Raw genomic sequence first — 16,852 nt, 5'->3', positions numbered from 1 at the left:
TTTGTGTTTATATTTCCCAGGTGCAATATACCCCGAGCCAACCGGATTTCACGCCAAAGGCAACTTTTTTGCCCAGAGGGACATTGCTAACGGCATAAGGCTCATCCAAAAATAGCGTTTTGTCCTTTAGAGGCCATTTTACACCATCGGCAGTAACACCTTCTGCCACAGTGGACAAGGAAAGGAGCGAGATCGCTTTAGGTAAGACATCGAATTCCAACTCCGCATGGTCCCCATCCCGCAAAAAAAACAGGACTTCTTTCTCGTCACAGATACAACCGGGCTCGATGCCGTGTTTGCTCGCCCAAATGAGGGAAAAGAGGTTTCCCCAGGCATGATCGAAGCGCATGCCCCAACCGCCGCACAGCAATGCCGTCACCGGAAGGCCCAAAGAGACAAGCTGACGAAGGGCTAACTGTAAATCTGTAAAGTCTTTATCCCGTGGGAATTTATGAACTTCGGCTCCCACAGAGCGAGCCCACTCCCACGCCTGTGGACTCCCGCTATCGCTGTCGCCTATCACCAGTTCGGGCAAAACCTCAGCTCGCATGCACGATTCCACTCCCCTGTCCACAGCCCAAACGCGGCGCCCCTTCGCTGCCTCTTGCAACCAAGATTTGTGCGGCTTGCGTCCGCCCGCGACCAAAAGCACGCATATCTCGGGCAATTCGTCTTTATAATGCGCATCAATCCCGGGAATAGAAAACCTCTTCACCCTTATCTCCCCTCAAAGCATCTTCCAGGATAGCCGCAGCTCTCTCCTCGTCTACGAGGATTTCCCTCGGTTTGGATCCATCTTGTGCCCCCACTATGCCGAGCTCTTCCATCGCGTCTACCAACCTGGCCGCCCTCGTAAAGCCTACCCTGAGTTGACGTTGAAGCCTGCTAGCCGAAGCTATGCCGGTCTCCAAGGTTATTCGCACAGCCTTCTCGAGGAGCGGATCGTCAAGACATGAAGATCTGACCTCCCTGCTTGCACCTTGCTCTTCGAGATCTATGTGCTCCGGTTCGCCAAAGATGCTCACCATATATTGAATGAATCGACCTATCGCATCCTCGTCGATCCACGGAGCCTGAACGCGCACCGGCTTGGGAAACCGAGTCGTAACGAAGAGCATGTCTCCTTTGCCGAGGAGTTTTTCGGCACCAGCCACATCTATAATAGTCCTCGAATCGACCTGCGAAGGGAGCGTAAAGGCCGCTCGAGCAGGGATGTTGGCCTTGATCAAGCCAGTTATCACGTTCACCGATGGCCTTTGCGTTGCGAGGATGAGATGGATACCGGTTGCTCTGGCCATTTGAGCAAGCCTACAGATATAATCCTCCACTTCCTTGGGTGACGTCATCATGAGATCGGCCAGCTCGTCTATGATTATCACAATGTAAGGCAAGCGGTCTTTGGGCAGGACGTGTTCGTTATAGCCTATCACATTTCTGACCCTCGCCCGTGCAAATAACTCATAGCGTCGCTCCATCTCTCTGATGGCCCAAGCCAGCGCATGCACCGCCGTCTTCACATCGCATATGGGGGGCGTGAGTGTATGCGGTAGGCGTTCGTATAAATTCATCTCGACCCTCTTGGGATCCACCAAGAGCAGCTTAAGTTCATCGGGCCTACACTTGAAGCACAATCCGATTATACACGATGATATGAAAACGCTTTTACCCGACCCGGTCGTGCCCGCCACCAACAGGTGGGGCAACCCTTCCAGCCCTATCACAAGGGGCAACCCTTCGACGCTCACCCCCATGGGAAGAGGCAATTCGACGGGTGTTCCCTGAAAGGATTCGCTCCCTATAACCTGGCTCAGGTGGACATAGCGACGGTGCGGGTTCGGAACCTCCACGCCTATATAGGGTTTGCCGGGGATAGGCGCCTCTACGCGCAGGCTGGGAACGGCGAGCGCCACGGCCAAATCATTGCTCAAGGCTGCCACCCTGCTCACTTTTATCCCCGGCGCAAGTTGAAGCCTGAACTGCACTACGGTAGGGCCGAAGACGGTTTCGGCAAGCTCAGCATCGATGTCAAATTCCTTCAACGTCTCGACTATGCGTTCCCCCTGCTTCGCAACTATCTCCTCATCGCCGCTGCTATCGTACTCGGGAGCCACCCCCAAGATATCCACAGGAGGAGGGAAACGCCCAGGCTCCACTTCTGGAGGGAGCACAAAGCCGTCTTCTTCCTCGAAGGGCTCTTCTTCCTCGAAGGGCTCTTCTTCCACCATTGCCGCAACGTATGATGACGTGACCTTGCTCTCTTTAGAACTCACACGAGATAGCTGCGGCTCTTCTGCGAGGCTTACCTCCCTCTCTCTTTTTTCAATGGTCAGGTCCTCTTTTTTCTCCTCTCTTTTCCTCTTCGGCATTAGGTTACGAACTGCGCCCACGACCCGCTCAAAATATGACCCAATAGAGGCGCGGCCATACAAAACGAGGGCAAACGTGGCTCCGCACAAGCCTGTCAGAGTCAATCCCAAAGGCCCTATGTTTTTGTAAAGGAATGAGGTTAAGGACAGGCCTACCTCGCCTGGGCTCAGCAATCGCGAAACGCTAAAAGAATTTGCCTCTAACATTCCCAACATCAAAGATGCCGTCAGGTAGAATACCAGCGTTCCTAACGTTTGCCGTCGAAGGTTGCGCACGCGCCTATCTAACAGGTAAGCAGTTGAAAGATATGCCACATATAGCAAAAGCAGCAGCGAGGCTCCCCCGAAGCTGCTCAACAGCCAGTTTGAAACATACCGCCCCCATGCGCCGGTCCAACCGGTGAAGATCGAAGCCAGCGCGTAGACGTCAACGAGCAAGACGAAAAAAAACGCACAATCTATCAAGCGAAAGAGTTTCCTCTCCTTAGAAGAGCTATCTTTAGCTGCTTCAGGAGCGGCAGAGCGGCTCCTCCTCTTAGAAGCCATAATCCGTATCGCTTCCTCCCACCGTAAGCTCTTTTATCAATAAAGTAGGTTGACCGTCCGTCACCGGCACGCCCTGGCCCAACTTGCCACAGATGCCCGGCTCGAAATGAAGATCATCTCCGACGGCCAAGACGTCTTTCAAGGCTTGTGGCCCATTGCCTGCCAAAATGGCGCCGCGAACCGGAGAGAGCGAGCCATCTTCGATCAGGTAGCCCTCGGCTACGTGGAAGACGAAGTCTCCAGACGTAGGATTGACCTCTCCTCCCCCCATCCTCTTAACGAGAAGGCCATGCCTCACCTGATCGACGATTTCGCTAAAACTACATTTGCCCGGAAGAATAAAGGTGTTGCTCATCCTCGGAATAGGCACATGGCTGTAAGACTCCCTGCGGCCGTTTCCCGTCAAAGGTAAATCGCCTTTCTTGGCTGATAAGATATCCGTAAGATAACACTTAAGCACGCCGTTCTCCACAAGGACGCTCCTTTCGGCCGGCGTGCCTTCGTCGTCCACTCCGTAGGAGCCGAAGGCCCCCTTCAAAGTGGCGTCATCGACCAGCGTCACGAGCGGACTGGCTACCGCCGCGCCGAGACGATCGCGATAAATCGAATAATCTTTCTGCACAGAATCGGCCTCCAATCCGTGACCGCATGCCTCATGCACCATGGTCCCGCCGGCTTCTCCGGCCAAAATCACTGGCATGCGACCTGCAGGGCAAGGGGAGGCCTCTAACATGAGCAGAGCCCGCTGCGCCGCCGTCATCGCTACAGCAAGGGGGTCCAAATGTGACCAAAACTGGTCAATCGGCTCACTCGAAGCTTTCACCTCATATCCTCTCTGAAGAATGCCTTCCTTCTCTGTCACCACATCTGCAGCAAAAAGGGTGCGCCAACGCTTGTCAAGCCTCATAATTCCGTCACCTCTAAAGATGGCAACCCTCGCAAAAGAAGCACGATATCTCAAGGTGACCTGTCTTATGAGTGCGCTAGCCCCCCGCACGCGGCGATCTACGTCGTAAAGGAAGTCAAGACTGCCCAAGGAAAGGCCTCTTTCTGTATCTGATAGCTCCAAGAGCGGAGCGTCGCCCAAATCGAGCTGAGGTAGAGAGAGATGCCATCTCGACGCCGCGTCTGCAAGGCACCTATGGACATCATTGCCCGCCACTGAAGGATAATGCGACAGGATAACGTGATCGCCAGAAACGCATCTCGCTCCGCATCCCCATGTTATGCCCGAGCTGAGCTCTTCCAACGAGCCGTTTTCAAAGCTGGCCGAGTGACCGCAAGAGGCTTGAAGGAATATATCGGAATAATTGACTTCTTCCCTTCCGCACAGATCAACCAGTGACGATATTATCTTTTCTTCTCGGTTCAAATCGACCACCCCATCAATAATGCCACTCATTTATTAGATTGAGTTCTTCTTTCCTCTTTTTGAGCCTTCAAATGTTCCTGATAAGTCCGAGAGAAATGGTGTCCCCCATCGCTTTTTAGCACAAAATAATAATACGAATGCTCCTCCGGCTCCAACGCCGCGCTCCACGAATCTATCGAGGGAACGGCGATGATGCCGGGAGGAAGACCTTGATGAAGGTATGTGTTATAGGGAGAGCTGAACCGCAGGTCGTCATGGGTGAGCGTAGTCTTCGACTCGCCATTGAGACGCCACGCAAATATCACTGTAGCGCACGATTGCAGCGGCATGCCGGCTTTGAGGCGATTCATAAAAACTCCCGCTATTCTCCTTCTCTCTTCGGAGCGAGCGCTTTCCCTCTCTACGATGGAGGCCAATACGGCAATGTCAGAAAGCTGATCCAGTTTATCACGAACGCGCTCAGATACGCTCTCCCACCAGGCAGAAGATGCCTCTTTTACCAACTCTTCGAGACCCTCAGGTGACGGGGTCACTTTGTACGTCTCCGGGGCAAGAAAGGCCATCCTGTTACGCCAATCTTGACGCAGAAACGGCTGAAGAGGAGGCGGGAAGTTTTCATTCCGAAGCAACGCCTCTCGCATTTTCCCTTCTGGATCTGAAAAAGGGCAGATCTTTTTTAATCTCTGCAAAAACCTCTCGGGGTCTTCTCCCGGCACTATGACTATATTTAAAAGTTCAGGCTCAGCTTCGGCTATCTCGTGAGCTACTTCCCAAGGAGTACCGCGCCGCAAACGATAAAGCCCCGGCGTCAGGCGTCTGTCTACATCGAGGCGCGCGAGCCAACGGGCAAGAGAGCCGGCGTCGTCTACTATTCCACATCTCTTGGCCTCTCTTGCGAAGTCCGCCGCCGTCATTTGAGGCCTCAAGAACACGTCTATCTCAGGCCCGCTGCCGTAGACAAGACTTTCCTGCCATCGATGCGGGAAGAAAAATGCCATATCTGCAAAATATGCCAGGCAAGATAGCCATATCAACGCGACGATCCATCTCTTCAAGGAGTGCACCGTCCCTCCTCTTGTCTTAGATGTTAATATTATATCATGATATAATCAGGAGGTGCTTTCTCTGGCTCGAAACCATTCATACATACCTATGGAAGCCGCGACGGAGACATTGAGAGATTCGCCCTTCCCGCGCATAGGAATCTTCCTAATTTCATCACAGTGCTCTTTCGCAAGCCTACTAAGGCCCGATTCTTCCCCGATAACCAAAAGCAACCTCTCGGGCAGAGACCCGGCAAAGAGAGATCTTTCCCCCGCAGCGTCGAGCCCGACGCTAAAGAACCCAAGCTCCTGCAAATCGCCTATCGCTCTGGCGACGTTAACAATGGACACGATAGGCACGCGAAAGACGGCACCCGCGCTCGCCTTGACTACACTCCCCGTGGGAAGAGCGGCCCTGCGCTTAGGAAGCAGGAGGCCGGCAGCGCCACAAGCTTCCGCCGTCCTTACGATGGCCCCCAAATTTTGTGGGTCTTTCACGTGATCCAACAAGACGACGAGCAATGGTTCGGGCGAAGGCGGAATGTCCTCCACGAATTCCCAGAAGTCAAGAAGTGTGACCGGCGCCACCCGTGCGACCACGCCTTGATGGACTGACAGGGGCGCTAAGCGGTCAAGAAAGGACATCTCTACATACTGCACGGGTATTCCCCCGCCTTTGGCCATAGCGATGACGCGCCGGCGGAAGGGCTCCTCTGCCGAGCGAGACAGATATAACTTAAGGCAACGCTTGGGGTCGGCCCTCAATAGATCCAAAACGGGATGACGACCGAAACAGAGATCTCCGACTTCGAAGGGTTTTCTCAAGAGACAGCCACCTTCAACTGTCCAAAGAAGCGCGCCAGGTGCTCTGCCGTATACCCCACTCCGCCGGAAGCGACTTCCTCTGGGGTTCCCTCTGCAACTACATATCCTCCTTCGTCTCCACCTTCTGGTCCCAGGTCTATGACGTAATCCGACGAGGCCAGGACATCCAAATTGTGTTCTATGACGAGCAGCGAGTTGCCCTGATCTACGAGCTTATGGAGAAGGATGAGGAGTTTTTTGACATCCAGGTAATGCAGTCCCGTCGTCGGTTCATCCAAAAGATATAAAATTGAACCGGTGAAGCGCTTGCTGAGTTCGTATGAAAGCTTTACCCTCTGTGCCTCGCCGCCGCTCAACGTAGTAGCTGGCTGACCGAGGCGAATATATCCTAAACCGGCTTCTTGAATCACTTTCATCTTGGATGCGATGCTCGGTATGTCTTTGAATAACTCAAGGGCCTCATCTACTGTGAGCTCAAGCACATCCGCAATGCTCAAACCCTTATAACGCACCTCGAGCGTCTCTTTGTTATAGCGCTTGCCGCCGCAGACCTCGCAGGTCACATACACGTCGGGCATGAAGAGCATGGAAACGCGCATCTTCCCCTCTCCGCGACAGGCCTCGCATCGCCCTCCTTTGACGTTGAAGCTGAAGCGCCCCGGACCGTACCCCCGAAGCTTGGCTTCGGGGAGCTGGGCAAAAAACTCCCTTATGGGGGTAAAGACTCCGGTGTAGGTGGCCGGATTGGACCGAGGAGTTCTGCCGATGGGACTTTGATCGACGAGGACTACCTTCTTGATGCCTTCGAAACCCACGATATCGCGATGCGCCCCCGCCCTTTCTCTGAAGTTCCTGTCGAGCTTACGTCTGAGCCCCCTGTAAAGCACATCGTACATGAGCGTGCTCTTTCCCGATCCAGAAACGCCGCTTATGCAGGCAAAGACGCCTAATGGTATAGACAGATCTACATGCTTTAGGTTGTGCTCCGATGCGTCTAAAACCTTTAGCCATCCCGAAGGCTTTCGTACACCATGAGGGGGTTTCACCACTCCGGAGCTCTCGCCCGTCAGGTATGGCCCGCTCAAAGAACGGACACTTTCCATTACCTCCTCAGGCGTGCCGACTGCCGTGATCCTGCCCCCCATTTCGCCAGCTCCAGGGCCCATCTCCACGAGGAAGTCGGCAGCCGTCATGACGTCTCTGTCGTGCTCGACGACGATGACAGTATTGCCCAGGTCGCGGATGGAACGCAGCGTATTGAGGAGCCGGCCCGTATCTCGAGGGTGGAGGCCTATGGTCGGCTCATCGAGCACATACAACACACCAGAGAGCTTAGAGCCTATTTGCGTAGCCAATCTGATGCGCTGACTTTCGCCGCCGCTAAGCGTATCGGCCCTTCGCGAAAGAGTGAGGTAGCCTACTCCCACATCGACCATAAAGGAAAGGCGCTTTTTGACCTCTTTTACCACTTGCTCCGCGATCAACCAATCCGACGAGGGAAATTTCACCCTCTCAAGATGGCCCAAGAGCGCCTGAACCGGCATAGAGACCCAATCTCCGATGGTGTAATCGCCTATCCGCACAGAGAGCGCCTCTTGGCGCAGGCGCAATCCCTTGCATGTCTCGCACACGTCTTCGGCACGATAGGTGGCCAGTTCGTCGCGTATCGCGTCCGATTCCGTCTCGTTAAAGCGGCGCTCAAGCCATGGCAGTAACCCTTCGTACCGCCCTATATACGAATACTCCTCTCCTCTTTCCCTGTACGTCATCGGCAAGCGGTCCGGGGTGCCGTTCAGGATCGCGTCCTGCACTTCTTTGGGAAGTTCGCGAAAAGGAGGGTTCAAATTCCAGCCCTTATATCTTGCGAGCGCTTCCAACCTGCGCAGCATATAGTGGCTCGTCTTCCACGGAAGGAGTGCCCCTTCGAGGACCGAACGCTCGGGATCGACAGCTAAGTCGGCTGAAAAGTACTGATAACTGCCGAGACCGGAGCAAGACGGACAAGCTCCATAGGGACTATTGAAGGAAAACAGGCGAGGCTCCACCTCCGGCAGCGATATGGAACAGCTCGGGCAGACGTAATTCTCCGTCAGAAGTTCCTCTCTTTCACCATCTATCAATAAAAGGATAAAACCTTCACTCTCTCTCAAGGCGGATTCCACGCCTTCGCTTAACCGATCTCTCTTCTCCTTCTGCACCTGCAGCCTGTCAATTACCACCTCGATAGAATGCCTCTGGTTTTTATCCAAGGGAATTTCATCTTCAAGCCAGTAGACGACCCCATCGACGCGAATTCGAAGGAACCCCTTTTGGCGAAGCTGCAAGAATAGATTTTTAAATTCTCCCTTTTTCCCGCGGACCAAGGGAGATAGTATCTCAAGGCGATGCCCCTCGTATTGATCCAGAATGAGGTCCACTATTTGGTCCAGAGTGTGACGGCGTACCGGTCTGCCACATTTCGGACAATACGGCACACCTGCCCGTCCGAAGAGAAGGCGCAGATAGTCGTATATCTCGGTCACAGTCCCTACGGTGGAACGAGGATTGTGAGAGACGCCCTTCTGTTCTATCGATATCGCGGGCGAGAGGCCGGAAATATCGTCCACATCAGGTTTATCCTGTACGCCCAGAAATTGGCGAGCGTAGGCAGAAAGGGACTCTACATAGCGGCGTTGTCCTTCGGCATAGATGGTGTCGAAAGCGAGGGACGATTTGCCCGACCCGGAAGGACCGGTTATTACCACAAGCCTATCTCGAGGAATGCGCACGTCGATGTCTTTTAGGTTGTGTTGCCTTGCGCCTATCACTTCGATCCACTGCGACACGCCGCCAGTCACCTCCCCTCTTTTGAGCTATAAGATCGCGCACTTTGGCCGCTTCCTCGAAATTGAGCCGTTCCACGGCTTCCCACATAATGCGCTCCAATTCGGCTACAGACATCTCTTCCAAACTTTCTCTCGGGGGTGCTTTTTTACCGATAAAGCTTGAAGGGTTCAGTTCGGCAGGAAGAAACGATACTACCGCCTTTTTTATCGTCTCCGGCACTATGCCGTGTTCTTCGTTATATCGCTCTTGGATCTTTCTCCTGCGCCTGGTCTCCTCCACGGCACGACGGATACCACCCGTTTCCTCATCGGCGTAGAGGACAACGGTGCTCGCCGTATTCCGCGCCGCTCGACCTATCATTTGGATGAGAGAGCGGCCCGAGCGCAAGAAGCCTTCCCTGTCGGCATCGAGTATGGCCACTAAGGTTACCTCAGGCAGGTCCAAGCCCTCTCTCAGCAGGTTGACGCCGACTAATACGCTTATCTCGCCCATGCGCAGGTCTCTTATGGCTTCAGCCCTTTCAAACGTATCGAGCTCCGAATGGATATATCGCACTTTGAAGCCGAGGTCCGCCAGATACTCGGCCATATCTTCGGCCGAGCGCTTCGTGAGCGTCGTAACCAGCGCTCTCTCTCCCTTTTCGGTCACAGAACGCAGCCTGTCGATGAGGTCGTCAACCTGGTTCTTGGCCGGCACGACCTCCACAACGGGGTCGAGGACGCCTGTTGGGCGCACTATCTGTTCAACCACTTGCGATGAAACTTCCAACTCCCAATCCCCCGGGGTGGCGGAGACGAAGATAACCTGCCTCATATACTGCATAAACTCCTCCCATCGCAAGGGCCGGTTATCGAGACAGGAGGGGAGGCGAAATCCGTGGGCGACTAACGTCTCTTTTCGAGCTCTGTCGCCGTTGTACATGCCCTGGATCTGCGGCACCGTGATGTGAGACTCGTCTATCACCATGAGAAAGTCGTGAGGGAAGAAATCGAGCAGCGTCCCAGGCGGTTCGCCCGGAGCTCTTCCGTCGAGATAGCGCGAGTAGTTCTCTATTCCGGAGCAATAGCCAACCTCGGCCATCATCTCCATGTCATATCGGGTACGCGCCTCCAAACGTTGGGCCTCGACGAGCTTGCCTTCGGACTGCAATTGCGCAACACGAAGCTTCAGTTCTTCTTCTATCAAAAGCAAAGCATCGGCTATGGCAGCGCTCGAGGTTACGTAGTGCTGAGCTGGATATACGGCCGCCCTTTCCTTCTTTTCGACCCTCTTTCCGGTCAAAGGATCGAACTCCTCTATCGTCTCTATCTCGTCGTCGAAGAAGGCTATCCTGAGCGCGCTGTCGCTATAAGCCGGATAAACCTCTACCACGTCCCCTCGCACCCTGAAATTTCCGGGTTCGAGGACGAGGTCATTTCTCACATAGTAGTTCTCCAAAAGTTTTTCCATGAAACGCCTGCGCCCCCACCGCTCTCCGGCGGAAAAGCGCATCACAACTTCCTCGTAAGCCTTGCGCTTGCCCAACCCATATATACACGACACACTTGCCACGACAATGACATCTCGCCGTTCCAGCAAGGACTTCGTCGTGGCAAGGCGCAATTTCTCTATGCGCTCATTTATGGAGGCATCTTTTTCTATATAAAGGTCATGCTCTGGGACATATGCCTCAGGTTGATAATAGTCGTAGTAGCTGACAAAATAATGGACAGCGTTATGGGGGAAAAATTCCCTGAATTCGCTGTATAGCTGCGCAGCCAGCGTCTTATTATGAGCTATTACTAAGGTGGGACGCTGAATGGCAGCTATGACATTTGCTATTGTGAAAGTTTTGCCGCTTCCAGTTACCCCCATTAAAGTCTGAAATCGCTCTTCCCTGTCGAGTCCCTCGATCAAGGCCTCAATCGCTTTCGGCTGATCGCCTGCAGGAGGCCATGGGGCTTGTATTACAAAACGATCCTCATCCATAAACAAACGATCCTCTTTAACTAAACACTAAAGAAACGCAAAAACCTCGAAGGCTCAAGCCGGCTCAACAGATGGTCTCCATCCATCCCGCTTAGGGGTATCGGTTTTCAGGTTGGATCTCATCTTGCCCTCAGAGGCGACCATCCCTTCGCCCTTTTTGGTTTCGATGCCTTCCAATAGCTTATCCAATTCCTCACCTTCCAGAACTTCACGGGCCAAGAGCTCTTTGGTCACCTCTTTGAGCGCTTCGCCCTGCTCAGTCAAGATGGTGCGCACGATCTTGTAGCAATCGTCAATGATGCTCCGCAGTTCCTGATCGATGGCATAGGCTATTTCCTCGCTGTAATTGCGATCTTCCATGATGTCGCGCCCAAGGAAGACCTCGTGCTGCTTGCGGCCGAGACGAACCGGGCCGAGGCGATCGCTCATGCCGAACTCCGTCACCATCTCTCTGGCTATTTGAGTGGCTCTCTCAAGGTCGTTCTGAGCCCCGGTCGTTATGTCGTCACAATACAGCTCCTCAGCCACCCTGCCTCCGAGAAGGACGCATATCCGGTTTTTGAGTTCTCCTTTGGAGATGAGAAAACGGTCTTCTTCGGGCAACTGCAGGGTATAGCCCAGCGCATTATGACCACGAGGTATTATAGAAATTTTGTGCACAGGATCGCACCCGGGGAGCATCTTAGCCACCATCGCATGACCCGCTTCATGGAAAGCTATTATCTCTTTCTCCCTCGGACTGATTATGCGGCTTTTTCGCTCCGGACCAGCTATTACACGGTCTATGGCCTCTTCCAATTCAGCCATAGAGATCGCCTTCTTGCCCCGCCGAGCCGCAAGGAGAGCAGCCTCGTTGACCAGGTTCTCGAGGTCAGCTCCCACAAAACCGGGAGTACGCTTCGCTATGACCTCCAGGTCGACGTCTTTATCGAGAACTTTACCCCTCATATGGACCTGAAGTATCGCAAGCCTCCCTTTGAAGTCTGGTTTATCCACGATAACGTGACGATCGAAGCGCCCAGGACGAAGCAGCGCCGGATCGAGGATGTCAGGCCTGTTCGTGGCAGCCATCACTATAATCCCCGTCGATGCGTCAAAGCCATCCATTTCCACGAGCAGCTGATTCAAGGTCTGCTCTCTCTCGTCATGGCCTCCTCCGAGGCCTGCCCCTCTGTGGCGCCCTACGGCATCTATCTCATCGACGAACACTATGCAAGGTTGGTACTTTCTTGCTTGCTCGAAGAGATCGCGCACCCTAGCAGCACCCACACCTACGAACATCTCTACGAAGTCGGAGCCACTCACGCTCAAGAATGGCACATCCGCCTCTCCGGCCACAGCCCTCGCCAGGAGGGTCTTGCCGACTCCCGGCGCTCCGAGCAGCAGAATGCCCTTCGGGATGCGAGCTCCTAGGGTTGTAAACTTTTTGGGATTCTTAAGGAATTCGACGACCTCCTCGAGTTCCTCTTTCGCCTCATCACAACCAGCGACATCCGCAAAGGTGACCTTAGGACGATTGTCGATGAAAAGCTTTGCCTTGCTTTTGGCAAAGCTCATCACCTTGCTGCCCCCACCTTGCATGTGATAGAGGATGAATATCCAGGCGCCTATGAGCAAAAGCGTCGGGAAGAGCGAGGACATCATCGCAGCCCACCACGGTGAGCGCTCTGGGGGCATCACTTCCACATTTACGCCCTTAGCAGCTATATCCTTGGCGATATCCCCAACTCCTATGGTATAACTCTTGAATTCGGTGCCATCGCTGTAGCGACCGTGAACAACGTCGCCTTGAATTTGAACAGAGCGCACTTTCCCCGCATCTACGGCGGACAGGAACTCACTGTAACTGATCGTGCGCACTTGCTCTGGCCCCTGGACTGGGGCAATAAACATGTTGACCAGGCTGACGACCAGCACGATCAACACGAGGTAAAGTCCCAAATTCTTAGCCATTCGTCTCAATTTTCAACACCTCACATAGGTGACCATTTCATGCAAGCTCGCCTCTCTCCTTCACTACATATATAGAAGAGAGGTTGCGCCACATTCCGGCGCAATCCAACCCATATCCCACAACAAACTCATTCGGTATAGAAAACCCGCAATAATCCACCTGCACCTCTGCTTCCCTGCGATCAGGCTTATCCAAGAGTACACACACCTTAAGACTCGACGGTTCTCTTTCCTGCAACAGCCTCACAAGGTAAGACAGGGTTAACCCTGTATCCACTATATCCTCGACCAAGAGGACGTTTTCACCTTTGACGTCAACGTCCAAATCCTTCGTAATCTTGAGAATCCCACTTGACTGAGTCGAAGCCCCATACGACGAAACGGCCATGAAGTCAATGTGAAGTTCTACAGAAGGATCAAGGCATCGCATCAGGTCAACCAAAAAGACTACTGCACCTTTAAGTATAGCCACTGCCACGAGCTTTTTGTTAGTGAAATCGGCTGATATTTGAGAAGCCAATTCCTTCACGCGAGACTGAAGCGCCTCTTCTGAGATTAACATCCTGTCCAGCTCAAAGGACAACCTGATCATTCCCCCCTGACGGATTGCCTTTCCTCTTCGACAGTGCAAGCCACACAAATGCTCATTCTCGGCCCTGATGCATTTTGAGGTTCATGGCAACCGCCATAAAGCGGCATCCAATAAGTTATTGTACTACTTATAGATAAGATTGGCCACCATGCCTCCAGCCACCATGGGACGAAGGTGTTGAGATGTTTTATATCGCAGAAACGACGCACGGGCGCCACCATCACGGTTTCATCTTTTGATCTACAGCAGATCCTAGCTTGATGGGTTCCAACGTGCGGTGCGGCCTCCAGTGGCGCTTCCTCAAAAATGAACCGCCACGGCCCCCACTGGAGCATCCTCATCGACAGAGCCTCGCCGATAGACACATAAAGAGGCGCAGGGCCGCCTTTTAACACATCCCGCCGAACCCAAGCGATGTGCGATGAAGAACCGCACACCTCTATGTCTTTTTCCCATTGGAATCGCCATATCCCTCCCTTTTCGATGAGCGAGGCCAGCTCCACTGTCCTGCCGCGGCTCAGTGCTTTAAGACCTAAGCACATTCCCTCGCGTCGCACAAGAGAAGACAGCGTAACGTCTTCATTCACCAAAGCCAAGGCGGCAGCCCTCCTCCAGGCTACGAACGACAAAGGAAGCTCCGCTCGAACCGTCTCAAGAATTGCGTCACAACGGCCATCGTGCACCTTACGCCAGGCGAAGGCTTCTGCAGCGAGGGCAGCTACGTGTTCACAGGCGTTGGGATTAAGCCTTTCTTCGAGCCACGGGACGAGTTCGTTGCGGATGAGGTTTCGCGAGTAACGAACGTCGAGATTCGTGGAGTCTTCGCGCCATGGAATGGAGTGCTCCTTGAGAAGCTCTCGCAATTCACCCCTCCGCATCTCTATGAGGGGCCTCACCAACTCACCCCTCCTCTCGGGAATGCCAGCCAATCCGTAAATGCCGCTGCCTCTAAAGAGGTTAAACAAAACGGTCTCCACCACATCATCTTTGGTATGCCCCAGAGCTATCCATCTAGCGCCCGTCTCTTTAATCGCTCTTCTCAAGAAACTGTAGCGGATCCTTCTGGCCGCCGCTTCGAGTCCCTCGCCAGGACGCTGCAGCTCAGGCACGGAGACAGACTCCATAATAAGCGGCACACCCCATTGAGAACAAAGCTCGGCAACGAACCTTGCATCGTCTTTGGAATCGTCGCCGCGGATGCCATGTTCTAAGTGCGCTGCCGCGATCTGCCCACCCCAAAATTCTTTGAGCAACCAGAGGAGCGCAACAGAGTCACCCCCTCCCGACACAGCCACAAGCATCGGGCCTTCGTCTTTCCACCACTCCTGACGCTCGCCGCTTTCCATGAGCCGCTGGCGGCAACGATATAGCAATTTATTGCCTATATTTCTCTCCTTCACATCCTAATTTTAACCTACTTTTCGCAAGGGAGTTATAGAATGGGCCATCTTAATACAACAAATGGGCAGGAACCGTAACTCCCGCCCAATCCAAAATATAAGTTGCAACAAAGATGGTGGCGGTGAGTGGACTTGAACCACTGACACTGCGGGTATGAACCGCATGCTCTAGCCACCTGAGCTACACCGCCATTGGTTGCGGGGGCAGGATTTGAACCTGCGACCTTCGGGTTATGAGCCCGACGAGCTACCTGACTGCTCCACCCCGCGATTTCCACAACTGCGTCGGCACTACATGGCGCGTATATATTAGCACGGCCACAAGGGTATAGTCAACACGCAAATTTTCCTGAGACTGCGCTAATTTTTGTAGTATTTTTCAGGGGCCATCTCACAGAATGGAACAAAAACTACGTCATCTTCTCTCTTAACCACTTTTGCCGGCGACGAAAGGACATCTGTTTTCTGTTTATGGTCGCAAGGTCTTATATTTTAGCAAGCCTGAACGACAAATACAGGCAGAGTCTGCATTGGTGCCGGGCGCGGGAATCGAACCCGCACGGACCTAAGTCCACAGGATTTTAAGTCCCGTGCGTCTGCCACTTCCGCCAGCCCGGCATAGCAAAAATTATTATAAAGTGCCCACAACACACCGTCAAGCACACGGTTTTCCTAACCTAAAAATCAAAAGAGGGGGTAACCGTCATTAGTGAAATCGCATCATGCAATACATCAAAACAGGCAAAAGAGCCAAAGCGGATCGATCCCTTCACGCTCGTTCAGTTGCTTCCGATTTTGTTGTCTCAAAGGCTTTCCGTACCGCCTTCCGTAGATCCTCGTCAATAAACATCCTGAGAGCTACAACAGCAAGGGCTTTAGCACCAGTAACGATGGCTTTGTGAGCCTCCTCGCTCGTCGTCGCCTTTGCAAATTCTCTGGTGTGAAGCGCGAGCGGTTCCGATGTGATGGCGAGCATGGGCTGAAGGGCCGGACAACGATGACTGACATTGCCGATGTCCGAAGAGCCTCGTGGGCCTGAGCTTATCGACAGTTCCACCCCCAATTTACGCATAATTTCCTCCATTGCTTCTTCAGCGGGGCTGTTAGGGATCATCTCATCGAAACTGGGCTCAAAATTTTCCCATCGGACTTCTGTTTCCGTAGCAAGGGCTGCGCCTCTGGCGCAGTTTTGAGCTTTCCTAACAACTTCATTGAGGATGGATCGCTTCGTTGCCCTAAAATAAAACCTCGCCACGGCCCGTTCGGGTACGATATTCGGCACCTCACCTCCACCGGAAATGACGCCATGCATTCTAACTTCGGGTAATACATGCTGCCTGAGCATGTCAATAGCGTGAAAGAGAAGCTGCACGCCGTTCAAGGCATTTCTCCCAGCCCAAGGTGAAGAAGCAGCATGAGAGGCCTTCCCTGTGAAGTTAAACTCCAAGGCATCCATAGCAAGGCTTTCATAACAGACAAAGGAGGCACCACCATTGGAATGAACCATGAGCGCCAAGTCGAGGTCATCGAAAATACCGTCCTTCGACATCGCAACCTTAGCTCCAGCAGTCTCCTCCGCCGGAGTGCCGATCACTTGAATTTCCCCATTGAATTCGTCGATAACCGTCGCCAAAGACAACCCTGCAAGCGTAGACATGGCACCGGAAACGTTGTGACCGCAGGCATGACCAATATCTGGAAGGGCATCGTACTCAACCAAGAGGGCCACTTTTGTGTTGCCTTTGCCCTTGCGCGCCCTGAAGGCCGTCTCGATACCGTCAAAGGGATATTCGATCTCAAAGCCAGCCTCCTGGAGGAGCTCCACGTGTCTCTTGCTCGATTTAAACTCCCTGTTTCCAAGCTCTGGATTCGCGGCAAGGTCATCACTAAGGGTTATCGCCTTAGGCGACAGGATCTCTATCGCCCTAAAGAGACTTTTCTCGTATTCGCAATCTTGCATT

At 53.3% G+C, this 16,852-nt stretch carries 11 protein-coding genes and 3 tRNA genes; all 14 read right to left on the bottom strand.

The genetic code is table 11. The features are described from left to right. Positions 1-7 precede the first annotated feature (7 nt). The 14 genes from EZM41_RS11470 to EZM41_RS11405 all read right to left on the bottom strand — a co-directional run bounded on the left by EZM41_RS11470 (position 8) and on the right by EZM41_RS11405 (position 16,851). Positions 8-715, bottom strand: coding sequence for a thiamine diphosphokinase (locus EZM41_RS11470; RefSeq protein WP_198471198.1), 708 nt, complete (start codon positions 713-715; stop codon positions 8-10). Continuing rightward, the gene (locus EZM41_RS11465; RefSeq protein WP_198471197.1) at positions 687-2,912 is read right to left on the bottom strand and encodes a DNA translocase FtsK; all 2,226 of its coding nucleotides are present in this window, start codon (positions 2,910-2,912) and stop codon (positions 687-689) included. Before EZM41_RS11465 ends, EZM41_RS11470 begins: the two co-directional genes overlap by 29 nt. Further along, positions 2,902-4,314, bottom strand: a complete 1,413-nt coding sequence (locus EZM41_RS11460; RefSeq protein WP_198471196.1) for a TldD/PmbA family protein — start codon at positions 4,312-4,314, stop codon at positions 2,902-2,904. Before EZM41_RS11460 ends, EZM41_RS11465 begins: the two co-directional genes overlap by 11 nt. Continuing rightward, positions 4,311-5,339 (bottom strand): endolytic transglycosylase MltG, encoded by a 1,029-nt coding sequence (gene mltG, locus EZM41_RS11455; RefSeq protein WP_198471195.1) that lies wholly within the window; start codon positions 5,337-5,339, stop codon positions 4,311-4,313. The genes EZM41_RS11460 and mltG overlap by 4 nt, the downstream gene beginning before the upstream one ends. Before the next feature lie 54 nt (positions 5,340-5,393). Continuing rightward, entirely contained in the window at positions 5,394-6,152 is a 759-nt protein-coding gene (gene rlmB / locus EZM41_RS11450; RefSeq protein ID WP_198471194.1) for a 23S rRNA (guanosine(2251)-2'-O)-methyltransferase RlmB, read from the bottom strand. Next, on the bottom strand, positions 6,149-8,977 hold the full coding sequence (uvrA, locus tag EZM41_RS11445) for an excinuclease ABC subunit UvrA (protein WP_198471193.1): 2,829 nt from the start codon (positions 8,975-8,977) through the stop codon (positions 6,149-6,151). The genes rlmB and uvrA overlap by 4 nt, the downstream gene beginning before the upstream one ends. Next, on the bottom strand, positions 8,901-10,946 hold the full coding sequence (uvrB, locus tag EZM41_RS11440) for an excinuclease ABC subunit UvrB (protein ID WP_198471192.1): 2,046 nt from the start codon (positions 10,944-10,946) through the stop codon (positions 8,901-8,903). Before uvrB ends, uvrA begins: the two co-directional genes overlap by 77 nt. A 54-nt stretch (positions 10,947-11,000) precedes the next feature. Continuing rightward, positions 11,001-12,908, bottom strand: coding sequence for an ATP-dependent zinc metalloprotease FtsH (gene ftsH / locus EZM41_RS11435; RefSeq protein WP_269778904.1), 1,908 nt, complete (start codon positions 12,906-12,908; stop codon positions 11,001-11,003). A gap of 28 nt (positions 12,909-12,936) precedes the next feature. Beyond that, positions 12,937-13,491: a hypoxanthine phosphoribosyltransferase gene (gene hpt, locus EZM41_RS11430; protein WP_342449313.1), complete on the bottom strand. Its 555-nt coding sequence runs from the start codon at positions 13,489-13,491 to the stop codon at positions 12,937-12,939. Next, positions 13,488-14,891, bottom strand: a complete 1,404-nt coding sequence (tilS, locus tag EZM41_RS11425) for a tRNA lysidine(34) synthetase TilS (protein ID WP_198471191.1) — start codon at positions 14,889-14,891, stop codon at positions 13,488-13,490. The genes hpt and tilS overlap by 4 nt, the downstream gene beginning before the upstream one ends. 114 nt (positions 14,892-15,005) lie before the next feature. Further along, positions 15,006-15,082 (bottom strand) — tRNA-Met (locus EZM41_RS11420). Positions 15,083-15,084: 2 nt separating this feature from the next. Further along, positions 15,085-15,161: transfer RNA gene (locus tag EZM41_RS11415), tRNA-Met, on the bottom strand. A 261-nt stretch (positions 15,162-15,422) separates the two neighbouring features. After that, positions 15,423-15,509: transfer RNA gene (locus EZM41_RS11410), tRNA-Leu, on the bottom strand. 151 nt (positions 15,510-15,660) lie between these two features. Continuing rightward, complete coding sequence (locus EZM41_RS11405; RefSeq protein ID WP_198471190.1) at positions 15,661-16,851, bottom strand: M20 family metallopeptidase; 1,191 nt, start codon at positions 16,849-16,851, stop codon at positions 15,661-15,663. Position 16,852 lies beyond the last annotated feature (1 nt).

This window comes from Acetomicrobium sp. S15 = DSM 107314 (assembly GCF_016125955.1).
GTDB classification, from domain to species: domain Bacteria; phylum Synergistota; class Synergistia; order Synergistales; family Thermosynergistaceae; genus Thermosynergistes; species Thermosynergistes pyruvativorans.
The sequence above is the reverse complement of the archived record's forward strand: the minus strand, read 5'-3'. Positions and strand labels throughout refer to the sequence as shown.